Genomic DNA, 23,582 nt, shown 5'->3' with positions numbered 1-23,582 from the left:
TTTGAAAAATTTTAAGTTTATACGCTTCCTGCAGGATTCGAACCTGCGACCCACTGCTTAGAAGGCAGTTGCTCTATCCAGCTGAGCTAAGGAAGCTTAAATTTTTGCATAGTTGCTACATAAACCAAAGATTGAAAATGAAAATCCTTGAAAATAGCCGCATTACTTTTAACAATTATATTTTATAACAACCATGTATAACTAACTAATAAATGAATCAAATTAATACATATTACTTTAATTTAAAAAGAATTAAAAAACTTTTTTGAATAATTATAAATTAACCTTAGATTTTATTTAGATATTATATTGAAGTCCTTAATTACTCTTTTTTAAAGATTTAATAGTAAGTAATAAAAAAAAGAAAAAAAATTCTTTGAAAAAAAATATTTTGCAATTTTTTATATTATTTTAATTAGTATTCCCAACTAGAAAATAAATTAAATTTAGTTATAAAATAATGATGAGCGATTATTGATTACATAAGAAAAATAAGTAGTTTTAAGAATTTAAGATGGTATATTTTTTAAATCCAAAAAATAATCTCTATAAATTTTAAAAAACTGTAAAAAAAATTTTTGCGGATAAACTTTTAAAATTTGTCTTGTTAGACATAATCTTTATAGTAATTGCAACCTAACTTTATCTTTGGTTATTATTTGTTAAAAATTTTCTTAGAATAAAGAAGTAATTATTTTTTTAGTTTTGCCTAAAAGACTTTCGGAAAGACAAAAAAGTGAAATACTGCAGAGTTTTGAATGTGGTAAATCTATTGAATCCCTATCTAAACAATTCAATTGTACAAAAGTTACAATAAAAAGAAATTTGAAGAAAAATCTTGGGGAATTAAAATTTAATGAATTAATCAATAAAAATAAATCCTTAAAAGCTAATTCATATATCCACAAAGAAAAAGAGGGTAATTTTTTAGATCCTGAGATTGATAACCATATCAATGAAAATCGCAACTACTTAAAATCTTTTAAGGAAAATAGAGTTGAATCAGATTTTACTAATGAGGAGTCTTTTTTTGAAATTGCTCCTCTAGATTACAAGATAGATAAATCATCTCGAAAAGAATTATCTTCAGTCCCCATATCAGATATAGATTTACCTAATGTTGTTTATATGATTGTGGATAAGAAAATTGAGTTAGAGATAAAATTATTAAAGGATTTTCCAGAATGGGATTTCTTACCCGATGATGATTTGAAAAGACAAACTTTAGAAATATTTTTTGATTTAAAACTCGCTAAAAAATCCTGTAATAAAGAGCAAAAGGTACTTAAAGTTCCAAATACTGATGTATTTAGAATCGCAGCACCTGTTCTTATTGAAAAGGGTATTTCAAGAATTGTCTGCCCCAAAAATCTAATAGCTCTCTAAGTGATTTTATTCATCATTCTTTTTTTAAAACAATAAAATTACCTAAAATAGAACCTAATATAAAACTAGATCCCATTATAAAACTTATAGGTAGTTCAATAGTTTTGTCTATTATCAAGTCTACTTTGCTTTTATTTGAACTATTTTGTATACCAATTAATAAAAGCATGAATAAGCAAGAATTGAATATGGCTGCAAAGAATAATTTTTTAATTAAGAAGCTCATATAAATTAATTACTTATTCGAATTTTAAATCATATTATAAATTTCGCTTTTTTTTAGCCCATTTTTCTTTGCTAAGTATTTAGAAGCTGCTGATAAGCTTAATCCTGCATTTATTAAATCATTGAGTTCTTTTTTTATAGTTGATTTATCGAAATTAGAATCTTTTTTGCTTATACCTTCTAAAACGATTGTTATTTCACCAATAATATCTTTATCTCTAAAGAATTCTATAACTTCATTAATATTATTCCCAACATGTTCTTCAAATTTCTTAGTTAATTCTCTCGCTACGATAATTTCTCGATCCCCTCCACAAAAATCAAATAACTCTCCTAATAATTTTTTCAGCCGCTTAGGTGATTCGTAAAGTATTGTCGTTTTTTGATTTTTGCTAATTTCCAAAAGAATTTTATCTCTATCTATTTTCTTTTTAGGTAGAAATCCTTCAAATATAAAACTAGAGGAGGGTAAGCCACTTGAAACAAGTGCTGTTATAGCAGCACATGCACCAGGAACGCAAATGACATCTATTCCTTCAGATTTTACATACCTAGCAATATCTTCCCCTGGATCGCAAATTCCTGGCATACCAGCATCACTTACAATTGCGATTGATTTTCCTTCTTTGAGATCTTTTACAATTTTTGGAATTTTAATTGAAGAATTATGTTTATTAAAACTTATAAGTCTATTTGAAATATTAAACTTGTTTATTATTTTTTTTGTTTGTCTTGTATCTTCACAAGCAATTAGAGAAACGTTTGCCAAGATATTTAATGCTCTTTGGGATAGATCATTTAAATTTCCAATTGGTGTGCCAACCATATATAAAATGCCGTTTTCTGGTTCCTCCTTTCTATGTGATAATAAGTACGTATTATTCATTTAATGATTAAATTACCTTCTGGTGTAGATATTAATAATCTTATCGATGATGTAAGATTTTTCAGCTGGGAAGCCGCAGATATTTTGCTTTATTACTCTAATTTGTTAGAAAAATCAGATTATAAAACAAATATACTCAAAAATAATAATGAAAATGATCCTGTTACTCTGGCTGATTTGCAAGTCAATGAGTTGATTATTAAAAGAATAAATGAAAAATATAAAAATATTAACTGGGATATTTTGAGCGAAGAAAATGTAAAAAGTTCCTCAGAAATTTTCAATAGTAAAACAGATTGGATATGGGTTCTTGACCCTCTTGATGGCACGAAGGATTTTATCCAAGGGACAGGCAATTATGCAATGCATCTGGCATTAAACTTTAAACAAAAACCATATATTGGATTTGTTTTGATTCCAGATAAAAATCAATTATGGATTACAGACGGAAAAAAAACATGGTGTGAAAAAAGAGATGGTAAAAAATATAAAACAAATCTTTTAAATAATAAGAATCTTCAAGAAATGACTTTAGTTACAAGTAAAAATCATGGAAATGAAATTTTGAGAAATTTAATTCAAAAAATTAATTTTCGCAAAGTCAAAATTATGGGAAGCATTGGCTGCAAAATTGCATCTATAGTTAGAGGAGAAAGTGATATTTATATTTGTCTAAGTTTGCCAGGGAAAAGCTCACCAAAAGATTGGGATTTTGCTGCGCCAGAATCTATTTTGAAAGCAGCTGGTGGAGCAATTACAAATTTAGATAATCAATTACTAACTTATGGGCAAACTAGTTTCCAACAAGGAGGTATTATAGTCGCAACAAATAATAGAAATACTCACGGGAGTATTTGTCTAGAAATAAAGAAAATTATTGAGGATAATGGAATTTATCCTCTTTAGTTTTTAATTAAGTGGAGCAACAGGAGTCGGGGTTGGTTCTGGATAAGACATTCCATTATTTTGTCCTACACCTCTTAATGTAAGGTTAATTCTTCCTCTGCTATCAATTTCTCTAACTCTTACAGTCACCTCATCTCCTTGTCTAACTACATCTTCGACTCTCTCAACCCTTGCTTCCGATAACTGAGAAATGTGAACCATCCCTTCTTTGCCAGGTAATATTTCTACGAAAGCACCTATAGGAATTATTCTTGTTACTATTCCAGAGAAGATCTCACCTTCATGAACCTTACGGGTTAATCCCTCTATTATCTTTTGAGCTTCTTCTGCAGCAGCTCCATCATGAGAAGCAATAGTTACGATTCCACCATCTTCTATATCTATTTTTGTATTTGTTCTTTCAGTAATTCCTTTTATAGTTCTTCCTCCAGGTCCAATAACTGTTCCTATAAGCTCAGGATCAATTCTAAAGCTTAAAAGTCGAGGCGCATGAGGAGAAAGGGATTCTTGAGGTTTATCTATTGCCTCTTGCATTTTTTCTAAGATATGTAATCTTGCTGGACGAGCTTTTTTAATTGCATCAGAAATAATAGATACAGGTAATCCTGTAATTTTCATATCCATTTGTAACGCAGTTATTCCCTTTTCAGTACCAGCAACTTTAAAGTCCATGTCTCCAAGAAAGTCCTCAATTCCTTGAATATCTGTGAGAATTCGTACTTCTTTGCCTTCTTTGATTAAACCCATAGCAGTACCACCTACTGGTGCTTTTAAGGGAACCCCTGCATCTAATAATGAAAGTGTACTTCCACAAACAGAACCCATTGAAGTGGATCCGTTAGAACTTAAAACTTCGCTTACTACCCTAAGCACATAAGGAAATGTTTCTTTCCCAGGGAGCACAGGGATTATTGCTCTCTCAGCTAATGCTCCATGGCCAATTTCTCTTCTCCCAGGAGTTCTCATCGGTCTGGTTTCTCCTACTGAATATGGAGGGAAATTATAGTGATGGAGATAAGTTTTTTCTGTGCTTGGATTGAGATCGTCCATTTCTTGAGCATCACTAGGAGTCCCCAATGTAGTTGTAGATAAAACTTGGGTTAAACCTCTTTGAAATAAAGCCGATCCATGGACCCTTTTTGGAAGAATTCCCGCTGAAGCTGATATTTTTCTAACTTCGTCAAGATCTCTTCCATCAACTCTTTTCCCATCATTAATGATTTGCGACCTCATTAATTTCTTGGTGAGTTTTTTAAAGTCAGCACTTAATAACTTATCATTTTCTGATAGAAGAACCTTTATTTGGTTGTCCTCCTTCAAAGATTCAATTTTAACTTGAGTTTCAACTTTTATTTTTTCAAGTTCAAGATCTCTTGCATCTTTGGACTGATCAAATTTCTTTAAAACCAACTCAATACCTTTTGTACAATTTTTCTCTAAATAAGAGGACAATGTTTTATCTTCCTCAGGGTCCGAGGGTTTAATATTTTTTATTCCTAAATCTTTTAGTAAATCTTCTTGAGATTTAATTAGTTCAGATACTGCCTCATAACCAAAATCTATAGCTTCGATAGTGTCTTGTTCTGATAGTTGGTTAGCACCTGCCTCAATCATGACAATACCGTCAGGTGATCCTGCGACAACGATGTCTAAATCTCCTTTCTCTATCTCTCTGTAGCTTGGATTTAAGATGAAATCATCTCCAATAAGCCCAACTCTAACTGCAGCCATAGGCCCATAAAATGGAATTTCTCCAAGTAATGTTGCTATTGAAGCCCCAGTGACAGCCAAAACATCCGCTGGAACTCTTTCATCTAGAGAAAGGCAAGATGCGACGATTTGAATCTCGTCTCTCATCCATGCGGGGAAAAGTGGCCTCATTGGCCTATCAATCAATCTTGAAATTAAAGTCGCTCTTTCTGGTGGGCGCCCTTCCCTCCTCATAAAGCCACCTGGAATTCTACCAGCAGCATAAAGTTTTTCCTCATAGTCACATATTAGAGGTAGAAAGTCTGATGTTTCTTTTTTTACAGTTTTTGTCGCTGTAACCAATAGAGAAGTGTCACCACATTCAATCATTACTGATCCACTTGCTTGAGGAGCATATAGTCCTGTAGTTAGTCGTATCTCTCGTCCGTCAAACGTGATCGACTTATTTTGTCCTTCCACTTTTTAAATTATAAATCTATACATAATTTATTCTTACATTTTATAGGGACATATTGAGTAAATTATTTAGATAAGCTATAAAAAATTTTAAAATTGACCAAGAATTGTACTTTAATTTATTTAATTATCATTTTTTGGAAGAAATATAATATTAAAATCAGAAATTTATCTTACCAACTTGATTTAACTACCCCAGGTAGTTCACCGTTGTGAGCTCTTTGCCTTAATTGATTTCTGCAAAGTCCAAAGTCTCTATAAACTCCTCTAGGTTTACCAGTTGCCCAACATCTATTCCGTACTCTATTTGGAGCAGAGTTTCTTGGAAGCCCTTGAATCTTTCTATGTATTTCTAACCTTTCCATTGGATCTTTTGCGGCATTGAATTCATCTAAGAGTGATTTCCTTTTTGCAGCATATTTTTTCACAAGCTTTTTGCGTTTGACCTCTCTCGCAATCATGGACTTTTTTGCCATTTAATAAAATCTTTAAACTATTTATTATATTAACAGCCTGGATAACATTTTTTAAAATTTATTTATTGGTTTAAAAATCTTTGTACAATTAATAATTGACTTGTATCTCTAATAATGAGCAACACACTTAGTCCAACTAAAAGAAAAAAACTGGATTGAGTAACAACCATTTGGACCCTAACTGGCACTGGCTTACCCCTAAACCCTTCAATTAAAGTAAAAACAAGTTGTCCTCCATCTAATAGTGGTAAAGGTAAAGAGTTGAGAACTGCTAAATTAATAGAAATTAAAGCTGCAAATAATAGTATCCCTGTTCCTCCCTGTTGTGATAGTTGAGCTCCAATTTCAACGATTTTGACTGGCCCACTTAATTGTTGAGCTGTTGATGAAAAATTTGTTATTAGTCCTTTATAGCCTTGGATTGTTTTTACTAAAAGTGATGAAAACTCATTATTAGTATATTTAAAAAGTTCGAAGACGTTTTTTGTCTTTTTAGTCTCTTTCCTTATATTCGGTTGTAATTGAGCACCTATTGTTCCTTTCCCGTCAACATTCTTTGGTATCAAAGTTAAATCTTTGATAATCCCATCTCTTTCAATTCTTATTGAAATTGATTCATCTGATGAATTCTGAATCTCTTTTACTAAAGTGGTGACAGCTTGATCTCCAACACCTATAGTACTATTTTCAATTTCTAATATTTTATCTCCAGGTTCTAAGCCTGCAAGAGAGGCAGACTTCTCCGGTTGAGTTGCTAAAACTAAAATACCAGGTTCTGGATCATATGGAATACCAATGGTAGTTACATTTAAAATTAAGATTGTGTAAGCAAGTATTAAGTTAGCGAATACTCCAGCCGAGATTACAATAACTCTTTGAATTATTGGCCTATTTTTTAAAAGATTTGGATCTTTAGGGTCAATATCATTTAGTTCTTCATCAGGGAAGGATACAAAGCCTCCAAGAGGAAAGGCCCTGAAAGAATAAGTGATATCTTTATATTTTTTCTGAATTATTGATGGTCCAAAACCAATTGAAAATCCATCTACATAGATACCTTGTAAAATTGCTGCAAGAAAATGACCCATCTCATGAAAAAAAATGAGAAATCCCAGAACTGTTATTGAGGTTAAAACATTCATTTATTTATATTAAGCAGTTTTTAAAAATTTTGATCCAAAATATGGAACTAGAGCATCTGGGATTTTAACGCTACCATCTTTTTGTTGACCATTTTCAAGAATAGCAGCCATAGTTCTTCCAATAGCAAGACCACTACCATTTAAGGTATGCAGATATATATTTTTTTTATCAATTTTTGTTCTTATTGATGATCTTCGAGCTTGAAAGTCTAAACAATTGCTACAACTTGAAATTTCTCTGTAACATTTACTACTTGGTAGCCAGACTTCAAGATCAAAAGTTCTACTTGAAGAAAAGCCTAGGTCTCCAGTACAAATATCAACTAATCTATAAGGAAGATTGAGCTTCCTTAAAATGCTTTCTGCATCTGAAGTTATCCTTTTATGAGCTTCTATAGATTTATTTGGATCGCAAAACCAATATAACTCTACTTTATTAAATTGATGAAGTCTTATTAAGCCTCTAGTATCCCTACCATAACTTCCAGCTTCTCTCCTAAAACATGGACTATATGCAACATACTTAATAGGTAACTCTTTGGGATCAATGATTTCATTTTTATGAAAAGCAGTTAATGGAACTTCAGCTGTCGGAGAAAGCCATAGATCGTCATTAGAGCACTTAAAACTCTCATTTGAAAATTTAGGCAATTGACCAGATCCGGTAAGACTTTCTGAATTCACTAAAGCTGGAGGCATTAACTCTAAATAACCATTTTTAATATGCATGTCGAGCATGAAATTTATTAATGCCCGCTCTAACCTCGCACCATTACCGATAAGTGTAATAAAACGACTTTTTGATATTTTAGTTGATTTTATAGAGTCAAAAAGATTAAGACTTTCGCCTATTTCCCAGTGAGATTTTAGATTCTCCGTAATAAGGGGTTCTCCCCAACTTTTTACTTGGACATTATGACTTTCATCTTTTCCAATAGGAGCATCTTTGCTAGGTAAATTTGGCAAATTAGAAATTTCATTATGTATTTTTTTATCTAATATTCTTTTTTTCTCTTCAAATTCAGAAATTTTGGTTCTGTATTCATTTCCTTTTTTCTTTAAAATGTTTACTTCTTGTGAATTATTATTTTGTGATTTTCCAATTACTTCGCCGATTGATTTGCTTAATTTTTTACTCTCTGATTGGAGACTAGATATTTCTATATCAATTTCTTTTTTCTTAACAGCTAAATCGCGTATATTGGAAATATTAAAAACTTTTCCTCTTAGGGATAAACCTTCTTCAACTGAAGCTGGATTTTCTCTTATTAATTTTTGATCTAACACTCTTTTTTTTAATACCTTAATTAAAATAGTTAATTTAGATTCATTATTAGGGATTTTTGACTAAAAATTAACTAAATTAATGATTCCTAACTTACGTAATATTGTTAAATAAAATTTTTGGTTACGATGCAGATCTAGCTCTCCCTGTCGCAGACCATTCTTTTAGTAAATTAATTTGCTCTTTAGCTGTTCTGGACAAAGGAACTAGTTCAGAAACTGCCTTTATTAAATCTTTCTCCAAAAGTTCTCTATTTTCAGAGAATGAAATATGCATCCCCTCTATTACAGCTTGTTCAAGTTCTGCACCTGAGAATCCATCTGTTCTGTCGATGATAGTGGAGAGAGGAAAACTATAATTTGGTCTTCTTTTTTTTAAGTGTAAATCGAGAATACTTAATCTTTCTTCAGAATTTGGTAAATCTAGAAAAAATATCTCATCAAACCTCCCTTTCCTTAATAATTCAGCAGGTAGTTTATCTATAGCATTAGCGGTAGCAATTACAAATACGGCGGATTCTTTTTCAGCCATCCAAGTTAGCAAACTTGCTAAAACCCTTTGACTTGTCCCTCCATCACTTCTAGCATCGCCACCAAATCCCTTATCAATTTCATCGATCCAAAGGATGCAAGGAGACATGGCCTCAGCTCTCAATATTGCTTCTCTTGTTCTTGCCTCACTTGAACCAACAAGGCTAGAAAATAGTCTTCCAACATCTAACCGAAGTAGCGGCATAGACCAACTCTTAGAAATTGATTTTGCAGTAAGTGATTTCCCAGTTCCTTGGGCTCCAACTAGTAAGACTCCCTTGGGAATAGGTAATCCATAGTCTTTAGCTTCTTTAGAAAAGGCCCTGTATCTTTGATTGAGCCAAAATTTTAAAACATTTAAACCGCCAATATCATCTTGACTTGATTTAGCTTCGAAAAATTCTAAAATCTCACTTCTGGCGATCACTTGTTTTTTCTCTTCAAGAATATCTTTTATATCTTCTCTACTAATTTTTCCTCTTTGAGCAAGGGCCTTTGCGGTAACTTGCTTTACTTTTATTTCGGTTAGTCCACTTGAAGCTATAGAAAGTTCGTTTAAGTCTTGTTCCTCAAGATTTGAATTGGTATTAATAGCAATTTTTCTTATTAGATTTTTCAATTCTTTTTGATCAGGTAAAGGTAAATTTACAATAGTCATTAATTCATCAAGGTCTTCAGATGATGGAAATAAATGCGAACTAATAATTAAATTGTGACTAGTTTTCTTAAGAGCTGAAGCTAGTTCTTTAATAGTTCTATTGACAGATGGATCATCATAAAATTTATGAAAATCTTTTACTAATAAAACTATTGAAACTTCAGAACTTTGTTCTTTAAGCCAATTAAGAACTCCTAAAGGATTATTAGAAAATTTACCTTCTTCATTTATTAGTCCTTTTATACCGTTAACACAATCCCAGCAAATGAATTTTTTTATATTTAATCTTTCACAAGAAAAATTAATTAATTTTTCTAATCTTTCTTCTTCTTTAGTCCTGATCCAAATTAATGAGGTTCTTGATTTTATAAGTAATTCTAAATTTCTACACCAAGAATTCATTATTTAAAAATCAGACTATTTTTTACTGTTAGGTTCAAAAGGTAATCTTTTATCTGAGATAGTTGAAGCGGAAGTTGTTACCACTTCATTTTTGGCCAATAATTGTTGATCCAAAATTTTCTGTAGATTCTCAGGAAGAGCTTCTTTATTAAGCAGAAAAGTCTGAAATGCCTGAAATATATTAGCAACAACCATATATAGTAAAACTCCTGCTGGTAGCGGGAAAAACAGAAACATTCCAGTAATCATAATTGGTGTAATTTTGTTTGCTGTTGATTGCTGTGGATTAGCAGGCATACCCTGACTAGATAAAACTTGAGAGAGAAGTAGAGTTAATCCAAAAGCACCTACAAGTGCAGCAATATCCCAATTAATTGCCCCATCTACATAAAAACCAACTTGACCAAGAGCTTTAATAAAAAGAAATCCACTTTTGGCCGCTAGACCAGGGATTTTTGCCTCTATGGTTGCATCTCCAGGTTTAATTGCTTTTACTGTGCCGTCTTGGGTTACTGTAAGATTTTCGGAGCCTTTAGAAACCTTCCATGTTGGGAGGAATTTAGATCCATTTTCGTATTTAGATAAAACTTCCGCATAGCTATTGCCATTTGTTGTTTGTAAATTTATTTTTAATGATTCTTCTGTTCCTAATTTTGTTCCATTAGGGATAGTTGCTATTACAGGAAAATGTGATTTTTCTGTAATGAATATAGAATGTCTTGGAGATTTGTAAGGTTTTGGATCAATTGCTGCAATTTGATCCTGTGGAATGACCTTTAAATTTATGTTATAGGGGACATCAGCAAATGGAGAGCCTCTTAATGTTGCAAATAAAGCAAATAACACAGGCATTTGTACAATCAAAGGAAGGCAACCTGCAAGAGGGCTGCCAAACTCATTCATTAGTTTCCCAAGTTCTTCTTGCTGTTTCTTTGGATCACCTGAAAACTTAGATTTTATTTCTGCTTGCTTTTTTTGCATTACTGGTTGGGCAATCTTCATTCTTCTTGCGCTTCTAATAGAACCAGCGCTTAAAGGGAATAGTGCAATTCTTATTACGACTGTTAAAGCAACAATCGCTAAACCATAACTAGGAACCAAACCGTAGAAAAAATCTAGAATCGGGATAAGAAGTTTTTCAGAAATGAACCCTATCACGATATTAAAAAGAGTGTAATTTTACTAGACATTTTATTTTACAGGAAAAAAAGTTTTTTGTAATTAATTTATTTAGGATTTAGTAGCAAATCCCTCTACTTCGTTGAGATTTGGAATTTGTGATCTTTTATTTATATTTTCTTCAATAAATTTTTGCTTTTCTCTGAATAAAGGTAATGATTTCATTTCAACTTTTGATCCGTCATTAAGGATAAGAACCATATCACCATAAGATCCGAATCCCCTTGGAATGGATCTGATTTCTTCAATGTTACTTAATGAAACTTGTGTTTTGTTTTTACCAAACCATCCACCATCTATAGTAATTCTTTTGTTTGTAATTTTATATCTCAACCACAATGCTCTAACAATTGCAGCAAAGGTAAATGGTAATCCCAGAATAGTTATACCTGCAAGTAGATTTATAATTAAATCACTTTTTGCAGGGCCACCTTCATAAAAGATCTCTTCATTCATGTTAATCATTTGATCAGACGAGATTTGAACATTAAGTTTTGAAATTCCTCCAAAAGTCTGCTTTTATCATTGCAGAAATCCCCAAATTTAAGGTTAACAAGTAACCAATATGGATTGTGGGTATTAATTTTTTGAATGTTTGTTAATAACCACTCTTGCAGAATTCTTCTTAATTTATTTCTTTCTACGGCTTTTTTTGAAACTTTTTTACTAATAGCAATTGCAACTCTAAATTTGTTTGAGGTATTTGTGATTTTATGGGTTAAGAGAATATCTGGATTTGATCTTGCAACTTTAAATGTCATTAATTTTCCATGATATGTTGTGGAATTTTTATGAATGTAATTAAAAGTCCTATGACCTTTTAAACGCATATCCTTAGGTAAGGCCATGTAAATTTGAATTTATACAGCTATTCTTTCTCTACCTTTTTGTCTTCTGCTTTTAATAACTCTTCTACCTGTATGGGAACGCATTCTTACTCTAAAACCAGATACACGTTTTCTTTTTCTTGAAGTTCCGCCAAAAGTTCTTTTAGTCATTTGTTTAATTATCCTTATTTAATTTATCATTTAATCGATCACTATAGTCCAGCTTCCTAAATAACTTGAAAATGATTTTCCTTTAGGTTGCCCATATGAATGAAATTGATATAAACCTGTTCTTTTAGGATTAAAGACTTTTAAGACAATTGCATAACTGTCTTTATTAGAAGGAATTGGACTATAGGGGTAAATATCTATTGAACGTAAGCCTGATTCATCAGTATTAATTTCGATATCAGACGGAATATCATCTAAACATTTTGTTCTATTTTCAAACCCGCCTATTCTTACTTTGCAAAAACTAATTTTTTCATTTTTTAAAGTAGATTTAAAGGTTTTAGGTATTGCTAGATTAATTTTTAAGAGATCAGTTCCTCTATCAGTTGGCCTTAAAAAAAAATAAATTGTATTTCTAAATTTATTTTTATTTTCTTTTTGAAACCATTTTAATCGTCTATAATTAGAGTCTTGATTCCACTGAAATTCTAACCCTGCCTTAGCCTCTTTAATGTTATTAAAAAAAGGAGTTGAAACTAAAATTATAGGAATAATAAAAAACCTTAAAATTTTAAGATTTAAAAAATTTTTCTTTGTGTCTTTTAACATAGAGGAAATAAAAATTTAAAGGTTGAGTTCGTGATTTTTAAATTTAAAGCTGGAAATTGTAATACTAAGGTTAACATCTATCTGTCCTTAATTTTGCAGCGCCTCTTAAATAAGGATGCTTTATTGAATTATTGGGTGGCAATAAAACTTGAGCCATTATCCTTATACAAAAATCAACATCATTGGATACATACATTTGTTGGCAGTCTAAAAACGCTACTGAATCAAGTCCATTAAATTTCCTTGCAATTGAAGCTGGAAAACATGCATCTAAATCTTTTGTTGAGGTGAATGTAATGGATAATATGTTCGTCTTAATTAGATTGTTGCGTGCAATTAATTCATCAATCAATTCCACTACTGCAACTTCTATTTCCCTAACAGAATTGCCAGATGCTGTTGTAGCTCCACGAATAAATATAATTTTAAGATCATCTTTCATTTTTTCAGACATATCGATTCAAGGCTTATACAACCAAAGTATTTTATTAGATGAGTCAAATTCAAAAAAGACATTATTGAAAACTTTTTCAATCATTCTACTTCCAGGAATTAGTCCAAGTATTTTCTTCTTTTTCTTTCCAAATGTTAAGGGCTGAATTTTGGGATCAATATTAACCATTTCTGCAGCTAGTTCTCTTGCAACAAATTCATCCCCAACTTTATCAACAAGACCAAGTTCGAGCGCTTGTGTACCAGTGAAAATTCTTCCATCAGCAAATTTTCTTACTTCTTCAACAGATAAATTCCTTCCTTCAGAAACAGCTTCAGTAAATTGTTTATAACTTTCATCTATCAGTCCTTGAAGTAGATCTCTACCTTCCTGACTTAGAGGTTTATCTGGAGAAAGTATATCTTTGAATACACCGCTTTTAACAGTTTCAAATTTAATGCCGATTTTATCTAATAATTCAGATAAATTATTTCCTCTTATAATCACACCAATAGAACCTGTGATTGTACCTGGATTCGCAACTATTTTGTCAGATGCAACACCAATGTAAACACCTCCCGATGCTGAGATGTTCCCAAAACTAGCAATGACTTTACATCCTTTATCTTTTAGTCTTTTAATAGCAGAGTATATTTCTTGGCTATCCCCAACAGTACCCCCAGGAGAGTCAATTCTCACGATTAAAGCAGGAAATTCTCTATCCTCAATTTGTTTAAGAGCTTTGAGGACTGAAACTCTTGTTGAACTTGTAATAGGCTCATCAATTACTATACGAGCCATTCTTTTTTTTGACTTACGTCTAAAAGGCCAAATCATTCTTTTAAGGTAAATTCATAAAACTACTTTAAAAAGATTATCAGCAGACCTAATGAATTCAATCCTAAATTGGTTTTTAATGATACTCCCTTTTGCACTTTGGGGTACTTCAATGGCAGCTATGACTCCCCTAGTATCAAGTGCTGGGCCAGAGTTTGTGGCCTCTTTAAGATTGCTCCCTGCAGGGATTCTTGTTCTAATAACAACATATTTGTTTAAAAAAGATTTAAAAATTTATAAGTGCGATTGGAAGTGGTTTTTTGTTTTTACGATTGTCGATGCCACCTTTTTTCAGTTGTTTTTAACTTATGGGATTGAAAAAACTGGAGCAGGTTTAGGTTCTGTCTTAATTGATTCTCAACCGCTTTTGGTAGCTATTTTAGCGAGGGCAATTTTTGGTAATTTAATTAATCCAATAGGATGGTTAGGACTACTTTTTGGCTTGGGAGGAATAGTATTTTTAGGAGTTCCACAAGAATTTTTAGGAAATTGGTGGTTGATGGCTGATAAGTCTATTAATGATGTTGCGTTTAACTTTGGAGAACTTTGGATGCTTGCAGCTTCTCTCGCTATGGCATTAGGAACAATTTTAATTAGATTCACATGTACTAAAAGTGATCCAGTTGCAGTTACAGGTTGGCATATGGTTTTAGGGAGTTTGCCCTTAATTATTAAGCACTGCTTACAATCCAATTTCACAATAATTCCAGATTGGTCAATATTTGATTGGGGACTCATGTCATTTGCAAGTATTTTTGGAGGAGCAATAGCGTATGGATTGTTTTTTTATTTTGCTAATAATAAAGAAATAACTGGATTTAGCACTCTTGCATTTTTAACACCTGTATTTGCCCTTCTCAGTGGAGGTGTTTGGTTAGATGAAAGACTCACTATTGTGCAGTGGATAGGAGTGGTGTTTGTTCTAATATCGGTATTTTTTGTTAGCCAGAGAAAGAGTTTATGGGAAAATAAATTTTCTGATACTACTATTTAATTAGTGTCTTTTTGTAAAAAGTCTAATAATGCGGATAGTTTTGATTAGTACTCCAATAGGGTTTTTAGGGAGTGGCAAAGGTGGTGGAGTTGAATTAACTTTAAATTCTTTAGTTTCAGGTTTAATTTCTTTAGGCCATTCTGTTGAGGTTGTAGCTCCAAAAAATTCTAAGTTACATGAAAGGAATGTAAAAGCAAAATTATATTTTGTGGAAGGTGAAGATCAAATTAGTTGGCAGCATCAAAATTACAATTCTCCCGTGTGTATCCCAGACAATTCTCTTTTAGCAGGAATGCTTGAAAAGGGATTAGATATCGCTAAACATGCAGATGTATTGTTGAACATGTCTTATGATTGGTTGCCAATTTGGATGACTCTAAATTTAGAGATACCTATTGCACACATTATTAGTATGGGTTCTGAAAGTTTAGTAATTAGTAATTTGATATCTAAGGTATATGCTAAGTATCCAAATAATTTTGCTTTTCATTCGAAAATGCAAGCTAATGATTATCCATTCATAAAAAAACCAACAATTATTGGGAATGGGTTTAATTTAGATAATTATATTTTTCAAGATTCAGTGAAGGGGCCCTTAGCATGGGTTGGAAGAGTAGCTCCGGAAAAAGGTTTGGAGGACGCAGTTTATGTGGCAAATGAACTTGGCGAAAAATTAAAAGTTTGGGGACTTATTGAAGATGAGATGTATGCGTCAAAGATAGAAAAATCATTCCCTCAAGGCGCTATAGATTGGATGGGTTTTTTGTCGACTGATCAATTACAAAAAGAACTTGGTAAATGCAGAGGGTTGTTAAATACTCCCAAATGGAATGAGGCATATGGGAACGTAGTAGTTGAAGCTTTAGCCTGTGGTGTTCCAGTTGTAGCTTATAAAAGGGGAGGACCTAGTGAAATTATTCGACATGGGCAAACAGGTTATCTTGCGGACCCTGATGATAAAAAAAATATGCTTTTCTATGTAAAGATTATTGAAAAAATAAAGCGTCAGAAATGTAGAGAATGGGTAGAAAACAATGCCTCCGCAGATATATTTGCTAGTAAGGTTGTGAACTGGCTTAATAAGGTAATCATCGATTATTAGTAAAATTAATATATTAAATGATTCTTCTGAACTCCAAAAAAAGACTTTTAAACTCAACAATAGTTTTAATTTCTGGGATCATTATATTTATTTTGGGTTTAGGTAGTACAGGACTGGTGGATGAAACGCCCCCTTTATTTGCGGCTGCGGCAAGGGCGATGAGTGAATCTGGTGACTGGATAACTCCAAAGGTCAATGGAATGTTCCGCTTTGATAAGCCTCCATTAATATATTGGCTAATGGGTTTTTTTTACTCATTACCGAAAAACGAGATTTGGGATAGTTTCGGGACACTCTCAGCAAGACTTCCTTCAGCTTTAGGATCATTATTTTTAATGTTGATGATTGGAGATACTTTGTTTTGTTGGCCACAGAAGAGTGATAGGCAATTCCTAACTCCAATAGTTGCATCATTAAGCTTTGCTTTGTCTCCACTAATAATTATCTGGAGTAGAACTGCCGTGAGTGATGCCCTTTTTACTGGAACCTTGGGGATTAGCCTCCTTTTGTTTTGGAGAAGAATGGCAAGTGAAAATAATAATCAATGTATTTCAGCGTGGGTATTTTTAGGTTTTGCAATCTTAACTAAAGGACCTGTTGCATTTGTTCTGGCATTATTGACTATTTCATCTTTCTTATTTAGTCAGAAGAATTGGAAAACGTTGCTTTGTAAGATAAATCCTAATAAAGGTTTTTTAATAACAATACTTGTAAGTGTTCCATGGTACATATTAGAACTCATAAAAGAGGGAAAGCCTTTTTGGGACAATTTTTTTGGTTATCATAATTTTCAAAGATATACCTCAGTGGTAAATAATCATGCCGAACCATTCTGGTTTTTTCTTTACATGATGATATTGGCTTCATTACCATTCACGCCTTTTTTGTATCACGGGATATTCAAAGCCTTTAATGATTTCTTGAAAAGTTCAAAACAAAGTTGCAATGTTACTGAGACCCTCTATACCTATTCTCTATGTTGGTTAGCATCAGTTTTAATTTTCTTTAGCCTTTCTGCTACGAAACTACCAAGCTATTGGTTGCCAGCAATTCCAGCAGCGGCAATCTTAATTAGTAATAGCTTTATAAACTTAAAAAATTCAAGTAAAAGTTATCTATACTTATGGATTTTTAATATTTTAATTTTGTTTGGTGTTTCAATGTCATTCTTTTTCTCAAATAATTGGTTAAGTTCAATAAATGATCCTGAAATGCCTAATCTTGCATCTGAACTAATAACCACTGGGATAATTTTTAAAGCCAAATTATTCTTCTCTTCATTTACACTTCTTGCAATAATTTTATTTTCTTTAAAATCCAAAAATATCCTTATTTATCTTCAAATTTTACTTTTAATTGGGCAATCTTTTTTGATGTCCCCAATAAGGAAATTGGCAGATACTTCTAGACAATTGCCTTTAAGGAATATCTCAAAATTAATTTTAGATATTCGTGAGGGGAGGGAAACTTTAGCAATGATCGGAATAAGAAAACCGTCATTACATTATTATTCGAGGCAAATAATTTTTTATGAACCAAACACTGAAGAAGGATTAATTAATCTTTCAGAAAGGCTAAATAATGATAGAAGAGAAAATTATGAGGATCAACCTGATTATGAATACAAATCTCTATTGGTTGTGATAGATGAATTATCTTCTCGCCGAAAGCAATGGTCAAAAATTAATCATCAAAAATTGGGCAAATTTGGGATTTATAATTTATGGCGAATTCAAAAAAGTGATTTAAATAAGTATTCGAAATTGCTAGTGAATAGTGGTTATAAATCTGACTGGAAAAATAGAAAAGTTGAAAAATTTTAACAAAGTCTTTTCTTAAGAAGAGCGTTTTTTAGATCATCAAGGCTGCACTTGCTGGGGATATCAATATTATTCAAATCTTCCATTAATTCGAGATCGATGACAGAATCTTCTGCTAAAAAACTAAATACTTCATTAATACTTATTCCCATATCTTGAGCCATTTCTGAGATAAGCCTTAGAGTATCCTTCCTCACAGAAATTCTAAGATCTAAAGGGATATATTCATTTTCAGGGTTTGCTGACTTCATAACCTAAATCTTAAGACATTATTTAGTTATCAGGATATAAACTTTACAATATTCATTAATCATGTATTTGTGAATAAGTTTTCATTTAAGTTGTTTAAACAAATAAACTCATAAATATTTTTAATAGAGGAATTGTAATTATTGAAATTAAAGTTGTAGTAAAAAGAATTTTTGAAGCGATTTGTTGTTTTACACCATAAGCCTCTGCCATTAATATCGTTGATATTGCGGTTGGGGTTCCTGCCTGAAGAATTACTGCTGATGATTGATTGAAATTAAAGTTTAAAGTTTTGCAAACTAAAAAAATAATAAAAGGAAGAATAAATAACTTTAATAAAATTGAAAATTTAATTTCTTCATTTAGATCCAAAATTCTTCCTTTTTGATTTGTGATTATTCCAAGTCTTGTTCCCACAATTACTATTGCCAAAGCAATAACTATTCTTGCAGGAATCCAAAGATAATTTCCTAAAATTTCATCTATTTGGAAAAGATATGCAAGAAGTACACCAATGATCCCTCTTGATGCAGGACTATTTATCAATGCATTTAATAGTCCTTTGATGTTGGGGATGTTATCACTGTTGGATTTTTCTCGAAGAAAAAAAGGTCCAAATATCCAAGCGAAAAGCGTTGTTCCTAAATCAAATCCAATAGTGAAATTTATAGTTGTTGAGGGTAGAAGTGCTAGCGCAATTGGTATTCCAAGAAATGATGTATTACCTATTAGGCATGCAAGCTGCAATGTGTAATTTGGAAGCCTCTTTTTAAATATTGGGATTATATTTATTAAAATTATTAAAAATCCAATTACAGAGAATGCTAAAAATGCACTTTTAATTAGGTTTATATCTATGCCTTCCTTTAATAATAGTCCCATTACACTTAATGGAATGCCAAATCTTATTAGAGGTCTTGCAATATATTTTGAAATCTTGGGTTTCTTTTTCCCGAGAATAAAACCAATGATTAAGAAAGGGATAATATTTATGAAAAGAGAGTAGATGGTATTAATTAAATATTTATTAATGCAATATTAACTTGCCGTAGTGCAGTCAAAAAGTTTTTTCTAATTCATTTAGGAATTAAATTATTTTCCAGATTGCTTTGTCAGGAATTAAAGGAGATTTATATAAATTTTCTGGTTCTTTAGTCAAAACTCTCCAAGTAGGAACCCGACAAGTTACGTAAGCAGGACTTTCAATTAAAACTCCTGGTTTCTCATCAAAAGTACAAGTAAATCCTTCTTTCCAATGTCCACCATTATTAAGACTACCTTTAAACCAAACCCAGCATTTTGAAGTTTTCAAAATCAACAAATTTTTATTATATTTTAATCAAGATTTAAATAAATCTATAATTTATTACTTTAAAAAAATTTTTTTCTAATTAAATTTTTTTGAAAAATAGATTTTAGAAATTAATATTAATAGATTCAAGATCAGTGTAATTAAATTTGCAATCAATATTGGTGTAGACGAAATTTTATAACCGTAAATAATCCAAGACAAAACACCGATTATAAACATTATTAATGTTGTCAAAGAAACATCATCTGCTTTTTTTGTTTTTAAAGTTTTTATCAATTGAGGCAGAAATGCCGCTGTTGTTAAAATCGCTGCAAAATATCCAAATATATCTACATTCATAAAAATATTTTTTAAGAACTATTCTTTAATTAAATCAGATAAAAATCCTAAGGGATCTCTCATGTTTGATGAATATCCAAGAACATCACTTGAAAAAAATTTATAAACTACTTGATTTTGATCATTTAATAAGAAGGAAGCTCCTCTTTGAGGAAGGTATTCTTCATTAAGAATATAATCACTCCAATTTTGGATTATTTCATTCATATTGTTTAATCTAAATGTTGCTAATTCAAATGGTCTCAAATAACCATCTCCGAAAACCTGTTTAAAAGAATTGCCTGAAAATTTTAGAAATTTTAAAATATCAATTTTGTCAAATTCTGAATAGATTTGCTTTGCTTTTTGATCGCCAGTGTAACCTCTTATAACTTCTTTAATTGTTTTAAAAGAATTTATTCCGGATAGCATCAAAAGCATATTGATCCAACCTCCTAAACCTATATTTAATCCTCTTGAAACTTTAAGATTGTTATGAATTTGGTTATTAGAAACAACTATTAAATTTTCTTTGCGAAAGCCAGTAAATTTGCAAAATTTTTCTTTCCCATTTTGGTTCCCAATAGCAATTGCAAAAATATCTAAATTTTTATCTTGATTATTGTCTATAAAACTTTTCAAATTTATTGCATATTCAAAGCTATCAAAATCTCCCAATAAACCAAATAAAACAATTAATTTGAATTTTTTCTGCCCATTTAAGTTGAATTCTTTAACAAGATTTTTAATATCATTTTGAAATTTGTCAGTCACGATGGTTTAAATGTTTTTATAAATTATTCTCAAAAAATTTTTCTTACCTTGATTAGTATAAAATTTTACATGAAAAAGTTTTTAAAGAAATTAATTTAACGTTTTTAGATTTTATTATTTTAATGTAAACATTTTGAAGTTATGACTGTAGGAATTTATTACGCAACTACAACTGGAAAAACTGAAGACGTAGCTGATCGTCTTCACAACTTTATCTCTTCAGCAGAAGCACCTAAAGATGTATCTGATGTGGATGATCTTTCAGAATTTGAAGGTCTTGATGGAATTATCTGCGGGATACCTACTTGGAATACTGGTGCCGATGAAGAGAGATCGGGAACTGCATGGGATGCAATCTTAGAGGATATTGGTGAACTAAGTTTATCAGGAAAAAAAGTTGCAATTTTTGGTTTAGGAGATTCTTCTACATATACAGAAAACTATTGTGATGCAATGGAAGAACTTCATAGCTACTTCACAAAAGCAGGCGCCGAAATGGTCGGTTATGTAGATAAATCTTCTTATACATTTGATGAGTCTAAAAGTGTTATAGGAGAAAGCTTTTGTGGGTTACCTCTTGATGAGGATAGTGAATCTGATTTGACCGATTCGCGTCTTGAAACATGGGCTTCTCAGCTTAAGGGTGAAATGCCATCATTGGCGTAAGCTTTCTCAGAAATTACTTCCCTAGTTTGTAACATTTGTTCTTTCACAATATGTTTTTTTTACATAAGTAATTAAATCTGTAAAGAACATGTAAAAACAATACTGATAAGCAATATGCTCAATTTGCTGTTTACTTAAATCAAGTGTTACAAACTTACGGAAAATCTGATGTCACCTATGACTGGTACGCAGGGAATTCTGGTGTTGTTGGCCGTTCAGGTAAATTCATAGCTGCTCATGCTGCCCATGCAGGCCTAATGATGTTCTGGGCAGGAGCTTTTGGATTATTTGAATTGGCTCGTTACGACGCCAGTATTCCAATGGGTGCACAGAAAGCAATTGTTTTGCCTCATCTAGCAGGTATTGGAATTGGTGGCGTTGAAAATGGTGTTATTACAGAACCATATGGAATTGTTGTAATTTGCACATTACATCTAATCTTTTCAGCAGTATTGGGTGCTGGGGGATTATTACATTCCAACAAATTTGCAGGTAATCTTGGAGACTACCCAGAAAATAGTAAGCCACAAAAATTTGATTTTGAATGGGATGACCCAGATAAATTAACTTTTATTCTTGGTCATCATCTAATCTTTCTTGGGCTTGGAGCAATCATGTTCGTTGAATGGGCTCGTATTCATGGAATTTACGACCCAGCAATAGGAACTACAAGACAAGTTATTTACAATTTGGATATTGCTGCTATCTGGAATCATCAATTTGATTTTTTAAAAATAGATAGTCTGGAAGACGTTATGGGGGGACATGCTTTCCTAGCTTTCCTAGAAATAATTGGAGGTGTTTTCCATATTTGTACTAAACAATTTGGAGAATATACAGAATTTAAAGGAAAAGGATTACTCGGCGCTGAGGCAATTTTGTCATACTCAGTTGTTGGTGTTTCTTATATGGCTTTCGTTGCTGCTTTTTGGTGTGCTTCAAATACAACTATATATCCAGTTGATCTATATGGAGAACCCTTAAAGCTTCAATTTGAATTTGCCCCTTATTTTACTGACACAGTAGATTTAGGTTCAGGAACATATAGCTCAAGAGCTTGGCTCGCAAATACTCATTTTTATTTGGGTTTCTTTTTCTTACAAGGTCATCTTTGGCACGCACTAAGAGCAATGGGATTTGACTTTAAGAAAATTGGTCAAGCTTTTGATAATATTGAAAATACAAAAATTACTCAAAACTAGTTTGATCTAATAAAAAACCTCTCCCCGAATAGGGAGGTTTTTTTTTGTAGAATTATTTCACTTATTCAAAAAATTAATGGATAATCTACAAGAAATTAATTGTAAGGAGATTTTCAAAAGGGCTTATGAAAATCGTTACACCTGGAAGAATGATTTTCATGGTTACCAAGGTAAATGTATTTTCTTAACTAATAATAATATTCACAAAGGTGACTTCGTATTAGGTAAAGACTTTAAACCAAATATTCAAAAAATAGAAGATGAAAAAGTTGTTAAAAGTATTGCCTCTCAGTTATTTGAAGTGTGTATACATAGGGTAAAGAGAGAATTTGAAGCAGTGCATTCAGAAAATAATTTTAAGTTACTTAAAAATTCTGAAAGTGGGATTGAAATGAGTGTTTCAGGTAAGAATCAGGGTGATAAATATAGAGTTAAAAATAACCGTATTAATATGGTCTACAGAAAAATTCATGGAACTATAATAGAGATTTTTGTTGAAGAATTTTTAGATACAGGAATTGGTTCCCTTAGTAAAAAATACAGTAGTCAACAAATTGATCCAGATACACTTGAGACAAATTCGCAAAAATTGGAATACGAGGATGAATTTCTAAATATGGGTAAAGACGATTATTGGATATTAAATTCGAGGACAATAAAATACTTAAATCAAAATGAAGAAGAGGAAACACAAAAATTCGTTTTTGAGGATCTATGCTTATTAAATTAATTTTTTTTATTCAACCAGTCTAAATCCTTTATCAAGTAATTTTTGATATAGGAGTCTTGCTCTAAAAGCTAGAATTTGCTCTTCATTTTCATTACTAATTACATGAAAATAATTATTATCTAATTTATTTTTGCTAAAGCATACATTTGCTTCTCCTAATCTTAAAGTCCAGTTCTCTTCTTTGGCTAAATGCTGATTAGGTCCCAGATCCCATGGACATTTTTCAGGATATTTTTCTCTTTTAGAACCCATATGATTAATTTTATCTACCCAATATTAGTTAAAATTTAAAAGTAC

The 23,582-nt window shown here is 31.6% G+C and carries 27 protein-coding genes and 1 tRNA gene; 8 read left to right on the top strand and 20 right to left on the bottom strand.

The annotated features are described in order from the left end of the window. Positions 1 to 22: 22 nt before the first annotated feature. A tRNA-Arg gene (locus tag HA149_RS06870) sits at positions 23 to 96 on the bottom strand. A 609-nt stretch (positions 97 to 705) separates the two neighbouring features. Between HA149_RS06870 and HA149_RS06865 the strand changes: the two genes are divergently transcribed. After that, on the top strand, positions 706 to 1,386 hold the full coding sequence (locus HA149_RS06865) for a hypothetical protein (RefSeq protein ID WP_209114267.1): 681 nt from the start codon (positions 706 to 708) through the stop codon (positions 1,384 to 1,386). Positions 1,387 to 1,636: 250 nt separating this feature from the next. Here the strand turns inward: HA149_RS06865 and rsmI are convergent, their stop codons facing one another. Beyond that, entirely contained in the window at positions 1,637 to 2,497 is an 861-nt protein-coding gene (rsmI, locus tag HA149_RS06860; RefSeq protein WP_209114265.1) for a 16S rRNA (cytidine(1402)-2'-O)-methyltransferase, read from the bottom strand. A 3-nt stretch (positions 2,498 to 2,500) separates the two neighbouring features. Between rsmI and HA149_RS06855 the strand changes: the two genes are divergently transcribed. After that, complete coding sequence (locus HA149_RS06855) at positions 2,501 to 3,403, top strand: 3'(2'),5'-bisphosphate nucleotidase CysQ (RefSeq protein WP_209114263.1); 903 nt, start codon at positions 2,501 to 2,503, stop codon at positions 3,401 to 3,403. 3 nt (positions 3,404 to 3,406) lie between these two features. Here the strand turns inward: HA149_RS06855 and HA149_RS06850 are convergent, their stop codons facing one another. The 12 genes from HA149_RS06850 to sppA form a co-directional block, all read right to left on the bottom strand. Further along, a complete protein-coding gene (locus tag HA149_RS06850; RefSeq protein ID WP_209114260.1) occupies positions 3,407 to 5,572 on the bottom strand; it encodes a polyribonucleotide nucleotidyltransferase in 2,166 nt (721 codons plus the stop codon). A 170-nt stretch (positions 5,573 to 5,742) separates the two neighbouring features. Beyond that, complete coding sequence (gene rpsN / locus HA149_RS06845; RefSeq protein WP_012008067.1) at positions 5,743 to 6,045, bottom strand: 30S ribosomal protein S14; 303 nt, start codon at positions 6,043 to 6,045, stop codon at positions 5,743 to 5,745. Positions 6,046 to 6,107: 62 nt separating this feature from the next. Continuing rightward, a complete protein-coding gene (gene rseP, locus HA149_RS06840) occupies positions 6,108 to 7,187 on the bottom strand; it encodes an RIP metalloprotease RseP (protein WP_209114258.1) in 1,080 nt (359 codons plus the stop codon). Positions 7,188 to 7,196: 9 nt separating this feature from the next. After that, positions 7,197 to 8,474, bottom strand: a complete 1,278-nt coding sequence (serS, locus tag HA149_RS06835; RefSeq protein WP_209114256.1) for a serine--tRNA ligase — start codon at positions 8,472 to 8,474, stop codon at positions 7,197 to 7,199. A gap of 121 nt (positions 8,475 to 8,595) precedes the next feature. Further along, the gene (locus HA149_RS06830) at positions 8,596 to 10,062 is read right to left on the bottom strand and encodes an AAA family ATPase (protein ID WP_209114253.1); all 1,467 of its coding nucleotides are present in this window, start codon (positions 10,060 to 10,062) and stop codon (positions 8,596 to 8,598) included. Between the two features lie 15 nt (positions 10,063 to 10,077). Continuing rightward, positions 10,078 to 11,220 carry a membrane protein insertase YidC gene (yidC, locus tag HA149_RS06825; RefSeq protein ID WP_209114251.1) on the bottom strand — a complete coding sequence of 381 codons (1,143 nt, stop codon included), beginning with the start codon at positions 11,218 to 11,220 and terminating at the stop codon, positions 10,078 to 10,080. A gap of 72 nt (positions 11,221 to 11,292) precedes the next feature. Continuing rightward, positions 11,293 to 11,706, bottom strand: a complete 414-nt coding sequence (locus tag HA149_RS06820) for a PH domain-containing protein (protein ID WP_209114249.1) — start codon at positions 11,704 to 11,706, stop codon at positions 11,293 to 11,295. Beyond that, positions 11,703 to 12,089 (bottom strand): ribonuclease P protein component, encoded by a 387-nt coding sequence (gene rnpA, locus HA149_RS06815; protein WP_209114247.1) that lies wholly within the window; start codon positions 12,087 to 12,089, stop codon positions 11,703 to 11,705. Before rnpA ends, HA149_RS06820 begins: the two co-directional genes overlap by 4 nt. A gap of 12 nt (positions 12,090 to 12,101) precedes the next feature. After that, positions 12,102 to 12,239 (bottom strand): 50S ribosomal protein L34, encoded by a 138-nt coding sequence (rpmH, locus tag HA149_RS06810; protein ID WP_002808184.1) that lies wholly within the window; start codon positions 12,237 to 12,239, stop codon positions 12,102 to 12,104. Positions 12,240 to 12,269: 30 nt separating this feature from the next. Continuing rightward, positions 12,270 to 12,848, bottom strand: coding sequence for a DUF2808 domain-containing protein (locus HA149_RS06805; protein WP_209114245.1), 579 nt, complete (start codon positions 12,846 to 12,848; stop codon positions 12,270 to 12,272). Positions 12,849 to 12,918: 70 nt separating this feature from the next. Continuing rightward, a complete protein-coding gene (gene aroH / locus HA149_RS06800; protein WP_209114243.1) occupies positions 12,919 to 13,302 on the bottom strand; it encodes a chorismate mutase in 384 nt (127 codons plus the stop codon). A 6-nt stretch (positions 13,303 to 13,308) separates the two neighbouring features. Continuing rightward, the gene (gene sppA / locus HA149_RS06795) at positions 13,309 to 14,118 is read right to left on the bottom strand and encodes a signal peptide peptidase SppA (protein WP_209114241.1); all 810 of its coding nucleotides are present in this window, start codon (positions 14,116 to 14,118) and stop codon (positions 13,309 to 13,311) included. 52 nt (positions 14,119 to 14,170) lie between these two features. Between sppA and HA149_RS06790 the strand changes: the two genes are divergently transcribed. The 3 genes from HA149_RS06790 to HA149_RS06780 are packed head-to-tail and all read left to right on the top strand — an operon-like array spanning position 14,171 to position 18,037. Next, the gene (locus HA149_RS06790) at positions 14,171 to 15,112 is read left to right on the top strand and encodes a DMT family transporter (RefSeq protein WP_209114239.1); all 942 of its coding nucleotides are present in this window, start codon (positions 14,171 to 14,173) and stop codon (positions 15,110 to 15,112) included. A gap of 28 nt (positions 15,113 to 15,140) precedes the next feature. After that, positions 15,141 to 16,214, top strand: a complete 1,074-nt coding sequence (locus tag HA149_RS06785; RefSeq protein ID WP_209114237.1) for a glycosyltransferase family 4 protein — start codon at positions 15,141 to 15,143, stop codon at positions 16,212 to 16,214. Between the two features lie 17 nt (positions 16,215 to 16,231). Continuing rightward, on the top strand, positions 16,232 to 18,037 hold the full coding sequence (locus HA149_RS06780; RefSeq protein WP_209114235.1) for an ArnT family glycosyltransferase: 1,806 nt from the start codon (positions 16,232 to 16,234) through the stop codon (positions 18,035 to 18,037). On the opposite strand, the gene HA149_RS06775 is transcribed toward HA149_RS06780, so the two are convergent. The 5 genes from HA149_RS06775 to HA149_RS06755 all read right to left on the bottom strand — a co-directional run bounded on the left by HA149_RS06775 (position 18,034) and on the right by HA149_RS06755 (position 20,687). Continuing rightward, positions 18,034 to 18,285 carry a CopG family transcriptional regulator gene (locus HA149_RS06775; RefSeq protein WP_209114233.1) on the bottom strand — a complete coding sequence of 84 codons (252 nt, stop codon included), beginning with the start codon at positions 18,283 to 18,285 and terminating at the stop codon, positions 18,034 to 18,036. The two genes, HA149_RS06780 and HA149_RS06775, sit on opposite strands and share 4 nt — an antisense overlap. Before the next feature lie 94 nt (positions 18,286 to 18,379). Continuing rightward, positions 18,380 to 19,165 carry an AEC family transporter gene (locus HA149_RS06770; RefSeq protein ID WP_209114231.1) on the bottom strand — a complete coding sequence of 262 codons (786 nt, stop codon included), beginning with the start codon at positions 19,163 to 19,165 and terminating at the stop codon, positions 18,380 to 18,382. A 205-nt stretch (positions 19,166 to 19,370) separates the two neighbouring features. Further along, on the bottom strand, positions 19,371 to 19,595 hold the full coding sequence (locus HA149_RS06765; RefSeq protein ID WP_209114229.1) for a hypothetical protein: 225 nt from the start codon (positions 19,593 to 19,595) through the stop codon (positions 19,371 to 19,373). A gap of 75 nt (positions 19,596 to 19,670) precedes the next feature. Then, positions 19,671 to 19,934 carry a SemiSWEET family sugar transporter gene (locus HA149_RS06760; protein ID WP_209114227.1) on the bottom strand — a complete coding sequence of 88 codons (264 nt, stop codon included), beginning with the start codon at positions 19,932 to 19,934 and terminating at the stop codon, positions 19,671 to 19,673. An 18-nt stretch (positions 19,935 to 19,952) separates the two neighbouring features. Further along, entirely contained in the window at positions 19,953 to 20,687 is a 735-nt protein-coding gene (locus HA149_RS06755; protein ID WP_209114225.1) for an AhpC/TSA family protein, read from the bottom strand. A 141-nt stretch (positions 20,688 to 20,828) separates the two neighbouring features. Here HA149_RS06755 and fldA point away from each other — a divergent pair, with 141 nt between their 5' ends. The 3 genes from fldA (at position 20,829) to HA149_RS06740 (ending at position 23,285) form a co-directional block, all read left to right on the top strand. Then, positions 20,829 to 21,353, top strand: a complete 525-nt coding sequence (gene fldA, locus HA149_RS06750) for a flavodoxin FldA (protein ID WP_209114223.1) — start codon at positions 20,829 to 20,831, stop codon at positions 21,351 to 21,353. A gap of 143 nt (positions 21,354 to 21,496) precedes the next feature. Beyond that, entirely contained in the window at positions 21,497 to 22,555 is a 1,059-nt protein-coding gene (locus tag HA149_RS06745) for a chlorophyll a/b binding light-harvesting protein (RefSeq protein ID WP_209114221.1), read from the top strand. A gap of 76 nt (positions 22,556 to 22,631) precedes the next feature. After that, a complete protein-coding gene (locus HA149_RS06740; protein WP_209114219.1) occupies positions 22,632 to 23,285 on the top strand; it encodes a DUF3386 domain-containing protein in 654 nt (217 codons plus the stop codon). 6 nt (positions 23,286 to 23,291) lie between these two features. Here the strand turns inward: HA149_RS06740 and HA149_RS06735 are convergent, their stop codons facing one another. After that, positions 23,292 to 23,537 (bottom strand): hypothetical protein, encoded by a 246-nt coding sequence (locus HA149_RS06735; protein WP_002807817.1) that lies wholly within the window; start codon positions 23,535 to 23,537, stop codon positions 23,292 to 23,294. Between the last annotated feature and the right edge of the window lie 45 nt (positions 23,538 to 23,582).

This window comes from Prochlorococcus marinus XMU1406 (genome assembly GCF_017696055.1).
In the GTDB taxonomy this organism is placed as follows: domain Bacteria; phylum Cyanobacteriota; class Cyanobacteriia; order PCC-6307; family Cyanobiaceae; genus Prochlorococcus_A; species Prochlorococcus_A marinus_W.
This window is presented reverse-complemented; position numbering and strand designations above follow the sequence as displayed.

Bases quoted from the DNA above. Each gene is read 5' to 3' on its own strand.
- rsmI (WP_209114265.1), bottom strand. From the start codon at position 2,497: ATGAATAATACGTACTTATTATCACATAGAAAGGAGGAACCAGAAAAC.
- HA149_RS06855 (WP_209114263.1), top strand. From the start codon at position 2,501: ATGATTAAATTACCTTCTGGTGTAGATATTAATAATCTTATCGATGAT.
- rpsN (WP_012008067.1), bottom strand. From the start codon at position 6,045: ATGGCAAAAAAGTCCATGATTGCGAGAGAGGTCAAACGCAAAAAGCTT.
- rseP (WP_209114258.1), bottom strand. From the start codon at position 7,187: ATGAATGTTTTAACCTCAATAACAGTTCTGGGATTTCTCATTTTTTTT.
- HA149_RS06830 (WP_209114253.1), bottom strand. From the start codon at position 10,062: ATGAATTCTTGGTGTAGAAATTTAGAATTACTTATAAAATCAAGAACC.
- HA149_RS06820 (WP_209114249.1), bottom strand. From the start codon at position 11,706: ATGATTAACATGAATGAAGAGATCTTTTATGAAGGTGGCCCTGCAAAA.
- rnpA (WP_209114247.1), bottom strand. From the start codon at position 12,089: ATGGCCTTACCTAAGGATATGCGTTTAAAAGGTCATAGGACTTTTAAT.
- rpmH (WP_002808184.1), bottom strand. From the start codon at position 12,239: ATGACTAAAAGAACTTTTGGCGGAACTTCAAGAAAAAGAAAACGTGTA.
- HA149_RS06805 (WP_209114245.1), bottom strand. From the start codon at position 12,848: ATGTTAAAAGACACAAAGAAAAATTTTTTAAATCTTAAAATTTTAAGG.
- aroH (WP_209114243.1), bottom strand. From the start codon at position 13,302: ATGTCTGAAAAAATGAAAGATGATCTTAAAATTATATTTATTCGTGGA.
- sppA (WP_209114241.1), bottom strand. From the start codon at position 14,118: ATGATTTGGCCTTTTAGACGTAAGTCAAAAAAAAGAATGGCTCGTATA.
- HA149_RS06790 (WP_209114239.1), top strand. From the start codon at position 14,171: ATGAATTCAATCCTAAATTGGTTTTTAATGATACTCCCTTTTGCACTT.
- HA149_RS06785 (WP_209114237.1), top strand. From the start codon at position 15,141: ATGCGGATAGTTTTGATTAGTACTCCAATAGGGTTTTTAGGGAGTGGC.
- HA149_RS06780 (WP_209114235.1), top strand. From the start codon at position 16,232: ATGATTCTTCTGAACTCCAAAAAAAGACTTTTAAACTCAACAATAGTT.
- HA149_RS06775 (WP_209114233.1), bottom strand. From the start codon at position 18,285: ATGAAGTCAGCAAACCCTGAAAATGAATATATCCCTTTAGATCTTAGA.
- HA149_RS06770 (WP_209114231.1), bottom strand. From the start codon at position 19,165: ATGGGACTATTATTAAAGGAAGGCATAGATATAAACCTAATTAAAAGT.
- HA149_RS06760 (WP_209114227.1), bottom strand. From the start codon at position 19,934: ATGAATGTAGATATATTTGGATATTTTGCAGCGATTTTAACAACAGCG.
- fldA (WP_209114223.1), top strand. From the start codon at position 20,829: ATGACTGTAGGAATTTATTACGCAACTACAACTGGAAAAACTGAAGAC.
- HA149_RS06740 (WP_209114219.1), top strand. From the start codon at position 22,632: ATGGATAATCTACAAGAAATTAATTGTAAGGAGATTTTCAAAAGGGCT.
- HA149_RS06735 (WP_002807817.1), bottom strand. From the start codon at position 23,537: ATGGGTTCTAAAAGAGAAAAATATCCTGAAAAATGTCCATGGGATCTG.